Here is a 15,534-nt window from a genome sequence, read left to right as displayed (position 1 = left end):
TAGAGTTAGCCTACTCATTTCCTACACAATCATAACAAAAACAGGCGATGTTTTCCACTGCCTGCTCATACCCTCATTATTTTAGTAAATTGTTCACAGCATCCCTTACTTCAAAAATATCAAAGGGCTTTGTAAAATAGAGAGATGCGCCTAAGCCCATCGCCTCTTGTATGAGATTTAACTCACCATAAGCGGTCATCATCATCACTGGTAATTCAGGTGATTGTTCTTTTATTTTTTTTAAAATTTGAATCCCATCCATACCTGGTATTTTCATGTCCAATAATACACCAGCAATCGGCTTTTCTTCTAATTGCTTCAATGCCTCATAACCATTTGATGCTAGGCTAATCTCGTACCCTTCTTGAGCGAAAACTTCTTTTAAGAGCATCCGTATCCCAAGTTGATCATCTACAATTAGTAACTGTTTCATGAAGGAAGACCCCTTTTTACCGTATTTTCTAGTAATGTAATATTCGCTACAAACATTCCTCTTTCCTCCTTTTTCTGTTGAAAATATTATGATAAAAAGGATAAAATTCCTAATAATTGACACATTTTTTATGATTGCTATACAAGTTACTACAATGATTATCCAAATTCTTATATAATAATTTAGAGGTGAAAAGAATGAAAATGTTAACAACACAACTTTCCGGGCTGCTCCAAAGAATTGCTAGCTCCGAGGAAGAAAGCATAGAAGAAACTGCTCGCCTCCTTGCACAAGCGGCTGCAGGGGAAGGGAAAATCTATTTTGCAACGTTTGATGAAATGCATAGCATTGCGATAAATGCACAGTATGCTACTGAGCCATTTCCAAAAATGGAAAGATGGAGTCCTGATGTAGAGTTTACTAGCGCAGACAGAGTTTGGATCATTACTCGCTCCGCTCTTAATGATGAGGCAATTTCGCTCGCTAAAAGCTTAAGTGAGCAGTTTATCCCTTTTGGCGTTTTAACTAGCGAGCCGGCTGGGGACGATAATTTGTTATTTGACCTTGCATATACATATATATCCTTAAAGATTTCTAAAGGACTACTTCCTGCTGAAGATGGCTCTAGAGTAGTTTTCCCACACGCACTCGCTGGATTGTTCGTATATGAGGCTGTTAAATTACAAATCGACGAAATACTTAAAAGTGAGGAATAAATATTAGGTATAAAGCTAGCTGCCAAAAGCTAGCTTTTTTTAATGATAAAAATATACAAACATTATTCACTAGAATTAATGTCTGCCTCGTGACTTTAACGGTTGTTTGTTTCTGAAAGAAACTTTCTTCCTTCAGCTAGTTCGCTCTGACTAGTTTTACGACAATAGAACGGTATTTTACTACAATCACCCGCTACTTTACGACAATGAGCCCACTTTTTACTACAATCCCTTGCCTGCTAACTCGCTCTCACCAAAAAAACCTTTATGAATAGTAGACTTATTATCTTACATCAAAGTTTCATATGTAATTGGAATATTTGAAATTTATATGATTTATAATAGAAATTTCTCTTTAACACTTCTTACCCCACTTCGCTAATCCTATTATAACCTATACTGTATAATAATTACATCACTGTTTATGTGAAAGATTATCACTTTTATGTACAAAAAAGCATCGAACATTTTACAAAAGAGTAAAGTGCTCGATGCTATCTTTTCATTTTTCTATCTTCAATTATTCTCCAACGGAAGCTTTAATGAATTCACGGAATAATGGTTGTGGACGCTGCGGGCGAGACACAAACTCCGGATGGAACTGAGATGCTACGAAGAAAGGATGCTCAGGAAGCTCAACGATTTCGATTAATCGACCATTTGGGCTTGTCCCAGAGAACATAAATCCAGCAGCCTCGAATTGCTCACGGAACTCATTGTTGAATTCATAGCGGTGACGGTGACGCTCATAAACAAGCTCTTCGCCGTATGCTTCTTGTGCTTTAGAGCCAGGAGTTAATTTACATGGATATAATCCTAGACGAAGTGTACCACCAAGGTCCTCTACGTCTTTTTGTTCTGGCAATAGATCAATAATAGAGTGTGGTGTGCTTGGATCTAACTCAGTTGAGTGTGCTCCTTCTAGGTTTAACACGTTACGAGCATATTCAACTGTTGCTAATTGCATACCTAGGCAGATTCCGAAGAAAGGTACTTTGTTTTCTCGAGCAAATTTAATCGCTGCAATTTTACCTTCTACTCCGCGATCTCCAAATCCACCAGGAACAAGGATACCATCTACGTCAGAAAGAATTTCAGCAACATTTTCATTGCTTACGTGCTCTGCGTTTACCCATTTAATCTCTACATCTGCATCAAATGCATATCCTGCATGTTTCATTGCTTCTACAACAGAAATGTATGCATCTTGAAGCTCTACGTATTTACCTACTAGACCAATACGAACTTTTTTCGATAATGATTTTACTTGATCTACTAGTCCTATCCAGTCCGTCATATCTGCTTCTGGCGTAGTAAGCTGGAAGTGATCTACAACGATTTGGTCTAAATGCTGAGCTTGTAGGTTTAAAGGAATTTCATATAAAGAATCAGCATCGATACATTCAATTACTTCTTCTGGTTTGATATCACAGAATAACGCGATTTTATCTTTCATATCTTGTGGTACAGGCATTTCAGAGCGAACAACAATGACATTTGGTTGAATACCTAAGCTTCTAAGCTCTTTAACACTGTGCTGAGTTGGTTTTGTTTTCATCTCACCAGCAGCTTTGATAAATGGTACTAGCGTACAGTGGATGTACATGACATTATTACTTCCAACATCGCGCTTCATTTGGCGGATTGTTTCTAGGAAAGGAAGTGATTCTATATCCCCTACTGTTCCACCAATCTCCGTAATCACGATGTCCGCTTGAGTTTCTCTCGCAGCAAGGAATAATCTTTCTTTTATTTCATTTGTAATATGAGGAATGACTTGTACAGTTCCGCCGTTATAATCTCCACGACGTTCTTTTCTTAAAACGGACGAATACACTTTACCTGTCGTGATGTTAGAGTATTTGTTCAGATTGATGTCGATGAAACGCTCATAGTGACCTAAGTCTAAGTCTGTTTCTGCGCCATCGTCTGTTACAAAAACTTCCCCATGTTGATATGGACTCATTGTTCCAGGGTCTAGATTGATGTAAGGATCGAATTTTTGAATCGTTACTTTCAATCCTCTATTTTTTAATAAACGTCCAAGAGACGCAGCTGTAATACCTTTACCGAGCGAAGATACAACCCCACCAGTAACAAAAATAAATTTAGTCATTGTCGTTCCTCCTATTTATCGTGTTCCAATAATAAAAAGCGCTCCTCCTGCTGGTTTTAGCAGGGGAGCGCGTATGCACATGAGTATGTCTCTTCAAAAAGAGCCCAATAAAATCTTATAGCGTTTGCTAGTAGAAGTCAAGAATTATTCTTCTTCGTCTAATTCTTCATCATCATCTAGATCTTCATCATCAATGATTTCAAAGTCTTCATCGTCTTCGTCGATTAAATCTTCCTCGATTACGTCTACTTCATCAATTTCCGCTTCCACGAAATCGATTGCTACTACATCATCGTCATCGTCGTCGTCGTCATCTTCATCGTCGTCATCTTCAATAAATTCATCGAATTCTTCTTCAAAGATAATTTCATCCTCATCCAAATCATCCAAATCGTCTAAATCATCTACTGCTTTTGTTTTCTTCTTACGTACTTTTACAGTTGGAGCAGTTTCTTCTTCAATTTGTTCCACTGGATACCACTCTCTAAGGCCCCATTGGTTTTCAGCAATTGCTAGGAAACGTCCATCAATATTCATGTCTGTATAGAATTGTGGCTTACGATCTGCCATCTCTTCATCTGTAAAGCCGTTCAACTTTTGAATCTCATCAAATAATTCTGTTAATGTTAAAGAATTTTTCTTGTCTTCTAGTATGGCAAATCCAAGATCTATTAGTGATTCTTCTTGTAATTGTGCTGTTGTCATTTCACGAAAATTCAAATCGTGCACGTCCTTTCTATGTCCGCTTGCATACTTTCCATTATATACAAACAATTAAGTTATATGCTACATTCATTTATTCTTTTTGAAAAGAGATATTTTCCTACCAACTATAGAAAATAAATAAAAAGAAAGCAAGAGTAACGGTATGGAAGCGAGTCTTTTATTATACAACCAAACTGTCGTTAAAAGGAGAACAATTATAACCATAATTTGAACAGGCTTTTTCATCACACTTCTCCTCTACGACTTTATATATACATTATACAAAAAATATAATAAAAAAGTGCCTCTAATATACATAGAGACACTAATATTTTTACATATTTCTTCGATATTGACCGCCGACCTCATAAAGAGCATTAGTAATTTGACCTAAGCTAGCAATTTGGACTGTGCTCATGAGCTCTTCAAAGATATTGCCACCACTCATTGCAACTTGCTTCAAGCGCTCTAATGCATGCTCCACTTTAGTTTCATGCTTAGCTTGGAAGTCTCTTAAATTATTAATTTGAGTTTCTTTTTCCTCTTTGGATGCACGGGCAAGTTCCATATTGTCTATATCATCTTCAGAAGCAGGGTTTGGATTTAAGTAGGTGTTAACTCCTATAATCGGAAGTTCCCCTGTATGCTTCTTCATCTCATAATACATAGACTCTTCTTGAATTTTGCCACGCTGATACTGAGTTTCCATGGCTCCAAGAACACCGCCGCGGTCATTGATCCGATCAAATTCGGTTAGAACCGCTTCTTCTACAAGGTCAGTCAGCTCTTCCACTACATAGGAGCCTTGTAAAGAGTTTTCGTTTTTTGATAAACCATGCTCTTTTGTAATAATCATCTGGATAGCCATGGCACGACGTACAGATTCCTCTGTAGGAGTGGTGATTGCCTCGTCATACGCGTTTGTATGGAGCGAGTTACAGTTATCCTGCAATGCCATCAAGGCTTGAAGCGTTGTACGTATATCATTGAAATCTATCTCTTGGGCATGAAGACTTCTTCCCGATGTTTGTACATGGTACTTTAACTTCTGGCTTCTCTCATTTGCCCCATACTTTTCACGCATAACCACAGCCCATATACGACGGGCAACGCGACCAATCACCGTATATTCTGGATCTAGCCCGTTTGAGAAGAAGAATGATAGATTAGGTGCAAATTCATCAATATTCATCCCACGGCTTAAATAATACTCTACATACGTAAAACCGTTTGCCATCGTAAATGCCAGCTGGGAAATAGGATTTGCCCCTGCCTCTGCAATATGGTAACCAGAAATAGAAACAGAATAGTAATTTCTAACCTTATGGTCGATAAAGTATTGTTGGATGTCCCCCATCATTCGAAGTGCGAATTCTGTCGAGAAGATACACGTATTTTGTCCTTGATCTTCTTTTAGGATGTCTGCCTGCACGGTACCTCGAACGACTTGCAATGTTGCTTCCTTCACATGAGTGAATTCTTCTACCGTCAATGTTCTACCTAGCTCTTCTTCCTTTAGGCGTACCTGCTGGTCAATTGCCGTGTTCATAAACATTGCTAAAATAATCGGAGCTGGACCGTTGATGGTCATCGACACAGACGTGGATGGCGCACATAAGTCAAAGCCAGCATATAGCTTTTTCATATCCTCTAATGTACAAATGCTAACACCAGATTCCCCGACCTTGCCGTAAATATCTGGACGATAATCCGGATCTTCTCCGTAAAGCGTTACGGAGTCAAACGCTGTAGACAATCGCTTTGCGTCGTCATCCTTAGATAAATAATGGAAACGACGGTTAGTACGCTCTGGAGTTCCTTCTCCTGCAAACTGACGCTTAGGGTCCTCTCCTTCTCTACGGAAAGGGAATACCCCTGCAGTATAAGGGAACGATCCTGGTACATTCTCTTTATAAACCCATTTCAAAATCTCCCCGTAATCGACAAATTTCGGTAGAGCGACTTTTGGGATTTTCAAGCCAGACAAGCTTTCCGTACGTAGAATTGTACGAATTTCTTTATCCCGAATTTTTGTGACAAACTCATCGCCTGCATACGCATCTTTTAGTGCCTGCCAGTTGTCTAGAATACGTTTTGATTCTGCCGTTAATTCATCTTTAATGCCCGCGGCTAGAGATTCTAATGATTGAATTAAAGCATCGTCTGCTGTTTTTTTCTTAACCTCATCAATTGCACCCTCTAGTTGGAACAATCGTCTTGCGAACTCTACCTGCTCTTGAGACTTGTTATGATAGCCTCTAACTGTGTCCGTAATTTCACGAAGGTAGTACCTGCGATCGTTAGGGATAATGACATTTTGCTTTTGCGTTTTCACAAACTGATCGTAAGAAGTTGCCCAATCTGTGCCCAATTTTTTATTCAGCGTATCGATTAACGCTGCAAATAATGAGTTAGTCCCTTTGTCATTGAACTGGCTAGCAATTGTACCGTAAACTGGCATTTTGTCCAGCTCCACATCCCATAGCTCCCGGCTGCGTTGATACTGCTTTTGCACCTGTCTTAATGCATCCTCAGAGCCTTTTCGTTCGAATTTATTGATAACGATTAAGTCTGCATAGTCAATCATATCAATTTTTTCTAGTTGAGACGGTGCTCCAAACTCACTAGTCATGACATACATAGAGAGGTCAGAAACATTCGTAATTTCGGCATCCCCTTGACCGATTCCACTTGTCTCTACAACAATCAGATCATAGCCGGCAACCTTCACAACATCTAATACATCTGCAATTGCGCCTGATAATTCTGTCCGTGATCCACGAGTAGCTAAGCTTCTCATAAATACTCGTTTATTGAAAATAGCATTCATACGGATACGGTCTCCAAGCAGAGCCCCACCAGTTTTTTGCTTTGTAGGGTCAATCGATAAAACTGCTATCTTTTTATCTGGCAATTCCTGAAGAAAGCGACGGATCAATTCATCCGTTAAGGAGCTTTTCCCTGCACCACCTGTACCCGTGATTCCTAGCACCGGAGTATTCTTAGACAGGCCTTGTGCCAGCTCAAGCATACTCTTTGTTTCGGAATCCTTGGTGTGATGTGCCTCTTCTGCTAGTGTAATCAGATGAGCGAGTACCTCCGGATTTTCAGTTGTAACTTTCTCGATTGTTTCTTTTGCTCCTGAAGGCTCTGTTGGAACGTCGCACTCCATTAGCATTTTGTTGATCATCCCTTGCAGTCCTAACTTTCGACCGTCTTCAGGTGAAAATATTCCGGAAATACCATAATCCTGCAGCTCTTTAATTTCTTTTGGGATAATTACTCCACCGCCACCACCATATATACGAATATGAGGTGCTCCCCTTTCGGCAAGTAAGTCCTTCATATATTTAAAATACTCGACATGTCCTCCTTGATAGGAAGAGATGGCAATCCCTTGAACATCCTCTTGTATAGCAGCATTAACAACCTCTTCAACCGAACGATTGTGGCCTAGGTGGATCACCTCTGCTCCGCTCGCCTGTAAAATGCGGCGCATAATATTGATGGATGCATCATGACCGTCAAAAAGACTCGACGCCGTTACAAAACGAACATGATTTTTTGGACGATATACTTCTATCTTAGACATGTTGTTCCTCCTTGTTTGTGTGAACATTTATTCCAAACCCTGGACTAATTTAAAGAACGTCCTTCGCTTTACCCATCCCACTGAGTAATAACTGCACTTGTAGATCTGTAAATTGCTCGATGGTAAATTCCTTGCGCAAGGCCCATCTTCTAAATGCCCACATTTGCCCTTGGACAGCCAAGGTATGAGCATAGAGTTTAGCCTGCTCCGCAGTTAGCTTCAGCTCCCCAGCCTCAATACAGCCAACCATGATTTTATGGAATATATCCACCATTTCTAGCTCTTTCGTTAATACATATTCGAGTGCTTTTTTTGGTAACGATTTGGATTCCTGGTACATGACGACAAACTCATCCGACATATCATCTATCACCCCATAATAGTGATATATCGCATTTTTCAAATCCTCCATCGTCGTGCCTTTTTCAGGCTGAAATTCTGAAAGCCTTCCATGAACCTCATGATAAATACTATCGCAAACTAAATAGAGTACATCCTCTTTGGTGCGGATATATTCATAAAGCGTGCCTATACTAAAGCCCGCTTCCTTCGCGATCTCTCTTGTAGTAGTACGGTGAAAGCCCTTTTGTTTGAATAAAGTGACAGCTGCTCGAATCATTTGCTGACGTCTTTTTTCAATTAAGTTTCCGTCCTTTACAGAGGTCAATACTTCGTGTTTTTTGTCCATGTTACTTAGTAAGCATACGAGAGATAACAAGACGTTGAATTTCTTGTGTACCCTCATAAATTTGAGTTATTTTAGCATCACGCATAAAACGTTCCACTGGATAGTCCTTCGTATACCCGTATCCACCATATACCTGCACTGCTTCTGTTGTAACTTTCATAGCTGTATCTCCAGCCATTAGCTTAGCCATTGCAGATTCCTTCCCGTAGGAAAGTCCATTAGACTCTAACCAAGCTGCTTGATAAGTAAGTAATCGTGAAGCTTCAATTGATGTGGCCATATCTGCTAGCTTAAAGGAAACTCCTTGGTTCGCAGCAATTGGCTTGCCAAACTGTACACGCTCTTTCGCATAGCTAACGGAAGCATCCAAAGCACCTTGAGCAATACCGACCGCTTGTGCAGCGATACCGTTACGACCGCCATCTAACGTTTTCATAGCGATGATGAATCCTTCGCCTTCTTGACCTAATAGATTTTCCTTAGGCACACGGCAGTTTTCAAAGATGATTTCTGTTGTAGGCGACGAACGAATTCCTAGCTTTTTCTCTTTTTTCCCAACTGAGAATCCTTCAAATCCAGCTTCTACGATAAATGCACTTGTTCCTTTATGCTTAGATTCTGGATCTGTTACAGCAAACACTACATAAATGTCTGCAATCCCACCGTTCGTAATAAAGATTTTAGAGCCATTTAGCACATAATGATCTCCATCTAATTTAGCAGTTGTTCTCATGCCACCTGCATCGGAACCAGACCCCGCTTCTGTTAATCCGTAACCACCAATTTTTGTTCCTTCTGCCATTGGACGAAGATATTTTTGCTTTTGCTCTTCATTTCCATATTTGAATATTGGCCATCCAGCTAAAGATGTGTGTGCAGAAAGCGTTACTCCTGTAGATGCACAAACTCGTGACAGCTCTTCTACTGCGATACAGTAAGCTAAATAATCTGATCCAATTCCGCCGTACTCTTCAGGCCACGGAATTCCTGTTAGTCCAAGCTCTGCCATTTTATCGAAAATTTCACGATCAAAACGCTCCTCTTCATCACGTTCAGCAGCTGTTGGTGCTACTTCATTCACAGCAAAGTCACGTACCATTTTACGAATCATTTCATGCTCTTCTGTTAGTTGAAAATTCATTTGTACATTCCGCCTTTTTGTCATATTTATTTTTGTCTGCTATAGATCGTTCTGATAGACATATCTCTTAATTCATCAAATGCTTACTAATAACGATTCGTTGGATTTCACTTGTGCCCTCGTAAATTTCGGTAATCTTTGCGTCGCGGAAATAGCGTTCTACTGGATAATCCTCTGTGTATCCATAGCCGCCAAATACTTGAACCGCCTCAATTGCTACGTCTACCGCTGTTTTAGAAGCGAATAGCTTAGCCATCGATGCTTCTTTCCCACAAGGAAGTCCTCTATCTCGCATATTGGCTGCTCGGTAAACTAGTAATCTAGCTGCCTCTACTGCTGTCCCCATGTCTGCAAGCTTGAATCCAACTCCTTGGTTTGCAGCAATTGGCTTACCAAATTGGACGCGCTCCTTTGCATATCCTACCGCTGCTTCGAAAGCAGCTTCGGCTATACCTAGAGCTTGAGTTGCAATTCCAATACGTCCCGTGTTTAAGTTGGCCATAGCAATCTTAAAGCCCTCGCCCTCTTCTCCAAGAAGGTTCTCTACTGGAATTTTCATATCCTCGAAGGTGATTTGGACTGTTCTCGATCCATGCAAGCCCATCTTGTGTTCGTCTTTTCCAATGATAAAACCTGGTGTGTCCTTCTCCACGATAAAGGCGGAGATTCCGCGAGAGCCCTGCGAAGCATCTGTCGAAGCAAATACGATGTAAACATCTGCCTCTCCACCATTTGTAATAAACACCTTGGATCCATTCAGCACATACTGATCGTCTTTTTTGATTGCCTTCGTTTTAAGAGCACCTGCATCCGACCCGGCAGATGGCTCTGTTAAACAAAATGCTCCAAGATACTCGCCAGATGCAAGCTTTGGGATGTACTTCTGTTTTTGATCTTCATTACCAAAGTAAAGAATTGGATTCGTCCCTACCGATGTATGTACAGAAAGGATAACCCCTACAACCGCACTTACCTTGGATAATTCATGGATGGCAATCACATAGCTAGTAAAGTCCATCTCCGATCCACCGTACTTCTCTGGTATCGTGATCCCCATTAAACCTAACTCACCCATTTTTTTTATAATTTCACGCGGGAACTCCCCTTGCTCCATCCGTTCAATAAAAGGCTCTATTTCGGCTTTTGCAAAATCACGAACCATGCTGCGCATCATTAGCTGCTCTTCAGTGAATGTTAACTCCATTAATAAATCCCCTTTGTTGGTTATTCGTAGATATAGAAGCCTCTTCCAGTTTTCTTCCCTAGCCATCCAGCCTTCACGTATTTACGCAATAACGGACAAGGTCTATACTTGCTGTCACCAAATCCTTCATGAAGCACTTCCATAATATATAGACATGTGTCTAGACCAATAAAGTCAGCTAGCTGAAGAGGTCCCATCGGATGGTTCATACCCATTTTCATGACATCATCGATTGCTTCTTTCGTTGCTACCCCTTCGTATAATGTATAAATTGCCTCATTGATCATTGGCATTAATACACGGTTTGCAACAAATCCTGGGAAGTCATTTACTTCAACAGGAACCTTACTTAACTTTTTCGTCATTTCCTCAATCGCTGCATAAACTTCATCATTAGTTGCAAGACCTCTAATAATTTCAACGAGCTTCATCACGGGAACTGGATTCATAAAATGCATGCCAATTACTTGCTCTGGACGATTGGTAGCCGCTGCAATTTCTGTGATTGGAAGTGATGACGTATTCGTTGCTAAAATAGCATGAGCTGGTGCAATAGCATCTAGTTGTTTAAAAATAGATTGTTTGATTTCCATGTTTTCTACAGCTGCTTCGATGACAAGATCTACGTCATTTGCATCGTCAATTGATAGTGACTTACTGATTTTATTTAAAACCGCTTGTTTGTCGTCCTCGGTCATTCTTCCCTTTTCTACATTTCTAGAAAGATTTTTGGAGATTGTTTGAAAGCCTCGGTCAAAGAATTTTTCTTCTCGATCATTTAGCTTCACTTCATAGCCTGCCTGTGCACAGACTTGTGCAATTCCAGAACCCATTTGCCCTGCGCCTATTACCATTACCTTTTGAATGTTCATGCTAGATTTCCCCCTGTTTTTGGAACTTCAATCATGATGGCATCTCCTTGGCCTCCACCTGAACAGATGGCAGCTATTCCGATGCCTCCCCCTCTACGCTTCAATTCATACGCAAGCGTAAGTATAATTCGTGCACCAGATGCTCCAATTGGATGACCTAATGCAACAGCCCCACCGTTCACGTTCACTTTGTCCTCTGATAAACCAGCAATTTGACTGCTCACTAACGCAACTGCTGCAAAAGCCTCGTTGATCTCAAACAAATCAATTTCATCAATAGTTTTCCCTGTTTTCTCAAGTAGCTTGTTAATAACTAGCCCCGGAGTTTGTGGAAAGTTTTCTGGCTCAATTGCAATGGCAGTGTGGCCAACTATATATGCTAGTGGCTCTTTTCCAAGCTCTTTTGCTTTTTCTTCATTTGTCAGTACAAGTGCACAAGCACCATCATTTACCCCAGGTGCATTTCCAGCTGTAATAGTGCCCTCTTTACCAAATGCAGGTTTCAGCTTAGCAAGTGATTCAACCGAAGTATCCGTCCGAGGAGCCTCATCCTGAGTCACAACAATCGGATCACCTTTCCGTTGGGGAATCTCAACCGGAACAATTTCTTCTGCAAATATTCCAGATTCAATCGCTTTCAACGCACGGCTGTGACTTCTATATGACCATTCATCTTGTTTTTCACGTGATAACTCAAACGTCTCAGCAGTCGAATTTCCGTAAGTTCCCATATGAACACGCTTCGGATGGAATGAACAAGAAAGACCATCGTAAATCATTCCGTCGACCATTTGGCCATCTCCCATTCTTAAACCAAATCTACCTTTCGGCAAATAGTATGGAGCGTTGGACATAGATTCCATTCCCCCAGCTACGATTACCTCTTCGTCCCCTAAACGAATGATTTGATCTGCCATCGTTACACTTCTCATCCCTGAAGCACAAACTTTGTTGATCGTTTCTGTTTGGACATTCCAAGGAATTCCAGCCTTGTTAGCTGCCTGTCTAGAAGGAATTTGACCTTGCCCGGCTTGTAGAACTGTCCCCATAATCACTTCATCTACCTGCTCGGGATTTACACCTGCTTTTGCAAGTGCTTCTTTTATAGCAACTCCTCCCAAATCGGAAGCTGTTAAGTTACTAAGTGCTCCACCGAACTTACCAAAAGCTGTACGTGCCCCATCCAAAATTACTGTTTTCGTCAATACAGTCACCCCTTTGATTTGTATACGCTTTCAAGATTATTTAAATAAAATATTACTGACTGAACGCTCGCTCGATTCATACTGTTAATAAAAGGGAGTATTTCCACTCCCTTCCTCACTAGTTTAAGTTTACTTAATGTAATTTGTGATTGCAATTATTATTGAACATTCTGTTCTTCGTTAACCTCTTCTATTTCAGTCACTGACTCACCGAAGATGGATTTTTCTAGAAGCTCAGCAATATCATATGTTCCTACTGTATCTTCTACTTCTTTCGCTTTCGTACCATCTGACAGCATCGTTAAGCAGTACGGACATCCAGAAGAAATAACGGTTGGTTTTACTTCTAACGCTTGTTCTGTACGAGCAACATTTACGCGGTTACCAACATGCTCCTCCATCCACATCAAGCCTCCACCAGCGCCACAGCACATCCCGTTTTCACGGTTACGCGCCATTTCTACTAGCTGAACTCCTGGGATCGATTTTAATATTTCACGAGGTGCATCATACACATCGTTATAACGTCCCAAGTAGCAGGAATCATGGAAGGTAATTGTTTCATTTACCGCATGCTTAGGTTTTAAGCGACCCGCCATTACTAAATCATATAGTAACTCTGTATGATGAAGAACTTCTCCATTCCAACCAAAATCACCGTATTCATTTTTGAAAATATTATATGCATGAGGATCGATTGTAACAATCTTCGTTATCTCTGCTTTTTCAAATTCTTTAATATTTGCTGCAGCTAATTCTTGGAACATAAATTCGTTTCCTAGACGTCGCGGTGTGTCTCCAGAATTCTTTTCCTTATTTCCTAAAATTGCGAATTTGACTCCTGCTTCATTCATCAGATGAGCAAACGATAAAGCAATTTTTTGAGAACGGTTGTCGAAGGATCCCATAGACCCAACCCAGAATAGATATTCAATTTCTTCCCCAGCTTTAGAAGCTTCTTTTACAGTAGGAATATGAAGATCTGGGCGAGCATCTCTCCAGTTTTCTTTCTCTTTACGGTTAAGGCCCCAAGGATTACCTTGACGTTCAATGTTTGTCATTGCACGCTGTGCATCCGGGTTTACTTTGCCTTCTGTCATTACTAAATAACGGCGAAGGTCTATAATTTTATCTACATGCTCGTTCATAACTGGACATTGGTCCTCACAGTTACGGCAAGTCGTACAAGCCCAAATCTCTTCCTCAGTGATTACATCTCCGATTAATGAAGGACTGTAAATATCTTCAATTACTGCACCTTCTGCTCCAGCTGCCATCGCTAGTTGATTTCCTTTTGTTCCTTGGAATGCTAGTGAAGGTACCCATGGTTTTTGTTTCGTTTCTACTGCTCCAGTAAATGTTAAGTGATCACGAAGCTTCACGATTAAGTCCATTGGAGAAAGCATTTTACCAGTTCCTGTCGCTGGACACATATTCGTACAACGACCACATTCTACACATGCGTAGAAGTCTATCATTTGTGCTTGTGTAAAGTCTTGGACGCGACCGACACCGAAGACTGGCATTTCCTCTTCATCCGCTTCCTCGTCCTCTTCTTCTTCAAAATTAATAGGACGTAGTCTACCTACTTTATCTAGACGGTGAAAATATACGTTTGCAGGTCCAGTGATTAAATGGAAATGCTTAGATTGTGGTATATAAACTAAGAATGATAATAGGAACAATAAGTGAATCCACCACATAACAAAGAATACAGTGATTGCGGCTGCCTCAGGTATCCCTTGGAAAACGGTTGCAACAGCAGATGCTACAGGCTCACTCCAGGTTGCCTCATGTCCATGCCAAATCATTCCCATACCGTTACCGACTAATACAGACACCATTAGTCCACCGATGAAGATCAGTACTAGGCCATTTTTCCATCCACGTTTTAAACGAACTAGCTTTTCTACGTAACGACGGTAGAATGCCCAGATTACTGCTACTAAAATAACTAATGTTACGATTTCTTGGAAGAATGTAAATGCTGGATATAGTGGTCCTAGCGGTAAATGTGAATCAGGTGCTAGTCCCTTCCAGATAAAATCAATTGCTCCAAATTGTACTAAGATAAATCCATAAAAGAACATGACGTGAATAGATCCACTCTTCTTGTCTTTTAATAATTTCTTTTGTCCAAATACATACACCCAGATTTTGCGAAGTCTTTCCTTCACATTATCTTCAAACTCAACTTTTTTCCCCAATTTAATGTATGCGTATCTCGTTCGTAGTAGATATACAAATAGATATACCGCATACAGTACAACACCTATGAATAACACCCAGTTTGCGATTAACAATGGATTCATCCCTTTTCCCCCTCTAAGATGTGCCTAATTACTAATAGAATAACATTATAATAGAATTATATGAATTAATACAATATTAAAACTGAATGAGCATTCAGTCAATAGGGAAATATATATTCTTTTCAAAAATGTTATTTTTTTAAAATAATTTAAGCTTCTACGCTTTGCGTTAAAGTATTATATTAAATGCAGATGGTATTTAGGAATTATAGATATAAATTTAATAATGAAACTCGCATTGTTAAGTAGATTTAGAAATGACAGATTTCCGCTTTTGGCGGGCGCTTTCCTGGGGGCACGGGTCGAGCCTGTAGTCTCTCCCTCGTGCTGTTCCCCTAGGAGTCGCCGCCTGTCGCTTCAATCATATAGGATGGGGAAAGGATTTTAGATATTGGAATCGAGTTTTACATAGATTAATTAATAATAAGTTCCACATAATTAAGTAGATTTAGAAATCACAGATTTCCGCTTTCGGCGGGCGCTTTCCTGGGGGCACGGGTCGAGCCTGTAGTCTCTCCCTCGTGCTGTTCCCCTAGGAGTCGCCGCCTGT

Annotated in this window: 11 protein-coding genes; 1 reads left to right on the top strand and 10 read right to left on the bottom strand. The window is 40.4% G+C overall.

The annotated features are described in order from the left end of the window. Positions 1-76: 76 nt before the first annotated feature. Entirely contained in the window at positions 77-433 is a 357-nt protein-coding gene (locus HF876_RS07505) for a response regulator (protein ID WP_169359446.1), read from the bottom strand. A 197-nt stretch (positions 434-630) separates the two neighbouring features. On the opposite strand from HF876_RS07505, the gene HF876_RS07500 reads away from it, so the two are divergent. Then, on the top strand, positions 631-1,149 hold the full coding sequence (locus HF876_RS07500; RefSeq protein WP_169359445.1) for a DUF2529 family protein: 519 nt from the start codon (positions 631-633) through the stop codon (positions 1,147-1,149). 520 nt (positions 1,150-1,669) lie between these two features. On the opposite strand, the gene HF876_RS07495 is transcribed toward HF876_RS07500, so the two are convergent. From HF876_RS07495 to HF876_RS07455, 9 genes are all read right to left on the bottom strand, one after another. Continuing rightward, a complete protein-coding gene (locus HF876_RS07495) occupies positions 1,670-3,265 on the bottom strand; it encodes a CTP synthase (protein ID WP_169359444.1) in 1,596 nt (531 codons plus the stop codon). A gap of 144 nt (positions 3,266-3,409) precedes the next feature. Next, positions 3,410-3,985 (bottom strand): DNA-directed RNA polymerase subunit delta, encoded by a 576-nt coding sequence (gene rpoE / locus HF876_RS07490; RefSeq protein WP_205964044.1) that lies wholly within the window; start codon positions 3,983-3,985, stop codon positions 3,410-3,412. A 319-nt stretch (positions 3,986-4,304) separates the two neighbouring features. After that, positions 4,305-7,562: a fused isobutyryl-CoA mutase/GTPase IcmF gene (icmF, locus tag HF876_RS07485; RefSeq protein WP_169359443.1), complete on the bottom strand. Its 3,258-nt coding sequence runs from the start codon at positions 7,560-7,562 to the stop codon at positions 4,305-4,307. 49 nt (positions 7,563-7,611) lie between these two features. Next, positions 7,612-8,250, bottom strand: a complete 639-nt coding sequence (locus tag HF876_RS07480) for a TetR/AcrR family transcriptional regulator (protein WP_169359442.1) — start codon at positions 8,248-8,250, stop codon at positions 7,612-7,614. 1 nt (position 8,251) lies between these two features. Continuing rightward, complete coding sequence (locus HF876_RS07475; protein WP_169359441.1) at positions 8,252-9,391, bottom strand: acyl-CoA dehydrogenase; 1,140 nt, start codon at positions 9,389-9,391, stop codon at positions 8,252-8,254. A 67-nt stretch (positions 9,392-9,458) separates the two neighbouring features. Next, a complete protein-coding gene (locus tag HF876_RS07470; protein ID WP_169359440.1) occupies positions 9,459-10,595 on the bottom strand; it encodes an acyl-CoA dehydrogenase in 1,137 nt (378 codons plus the stop codon). Positions 10,596-10,615: 20 nt separating this feature from the next. Further along, positions 10,616-11,467 (bottom strand): 3-hydroxybutyryl-CoA dehydrogenase, encoded by an 852-nt coding sequence (locus tag HF876_RS07465; protein ID WP_169359439.1) that lies wholly within the window; start codon positions 11,465-11,467, stop codon positions 10,616-10,618. Then, positions 11,464-12,672: an acetyl-CoA C-acetyltransferase gene (locus HF876_RS07460; protein WP_169359438.1), complete on the bottom strand. Its 1,209-nt coding sequence runs from the start codon at positions 12,670-12,672 to the stop codon at positions 11,464-11,466. The genes HF876_RS07465 and HF876_RS07460 overlap by 4 nt, the downstream gene beginning before the upstream one ends. Before the next feature lie 158 nt (positions 12,673-12,830). Beyond that, complete coding sequence (locus HF876_RS07455; protein ID WP_169359437.1) at positions 12,831-14,984, bottom strand: heterodisulfide reductase-related iron-sulfur binding cluster; 2,154 nt, start codon at positions 14,982-14,984, stop codon at positions 12,831-12,833. Positions 14,985-15,534: the final 550 nt, after the last annotated feature.

Origin of the sequence: Psychrobacillus sp. BL-248-WT-3 (assembly GCF_012843435.1) — a bacterium.
Taxonomy (GTDB): domain Bacteria; phylum Bacillota; class Bacilli; order Bacillales_A; family Planococcaceae; genus Psychrobacillus.
This window is presented reverse-complemented; position numbering and strand designations above follow the sequence as displayed.

What these genes read in the sequence shown, in the direction of transcription:
- HF876_RS07500 (WP_169359445.1), top strand. Translation starts at nt 631, where the DNA reads ATGAAAATGTTAACAACACAACTTTCCGGGCTGCTCCAAAGAATTGCT.
- HF876_RS07495 (WP_169359444.1), bottom strand. Translation starts at nt 3,265, where the DNA reads ATGACTAAATTTATTTTTGTTACTGGTGGGGTTGTATCTTCGCTCGGT.
- HF876_RS07455 (WP_169359437.1), bottom strand. Translation starts at nt 14,984, where the DNA reads ATGAATCCATTGTTAATCGCAAACTGGGTGTTATTCATAGGTGTTGTA.
- HF876_RS07480 (WP_169359442.1), bottom strand. Translation starts at nt 8,250, where the DNA reads ATGGACAAAAAACACGAAGTATTGACCTCTGTAAAGGACGGAAACTTA.
- HF876_RS07505 (WP_169359446.1), bottom strand. Translation starts at nt 433, where the DNA reads ATGAAACAGTTACTAATTGTAGATGATCAACTTGGGATACGGATGCTC.
- HF876_RS07465 (WP_169359439.1), bottom strand. Translation starts at nt 11,467, where the DNA reads ATGAACATTCAAAAGGTAATGGTAATAGGCGCAGGGCAAATGGGTTCT.
- HF876_RS07475 (WP_169359441.1), bottom strand. Translation starts at nt 9,391, where the DNA reads ATGAATTTTCAACTAACAGAAGAGCATGAAATGATTCGTAAAATGGTA.
- icmF (WP_169359443.1), bottom strand. Translation starts at nt 7,562, where the DNA reads ATGTCTAAGATAGAAGTATATCGTCCAAAAAATCATGTTCGTTTTGTA.
- HF876_RS07470 (WP_169359440.1), bottom strand. Translation starts at nt 10,595, where the DNA reads ATGGAGTTAACATTCACTGAAGAGCAGCTAATGATGCGCAGCATGGTT.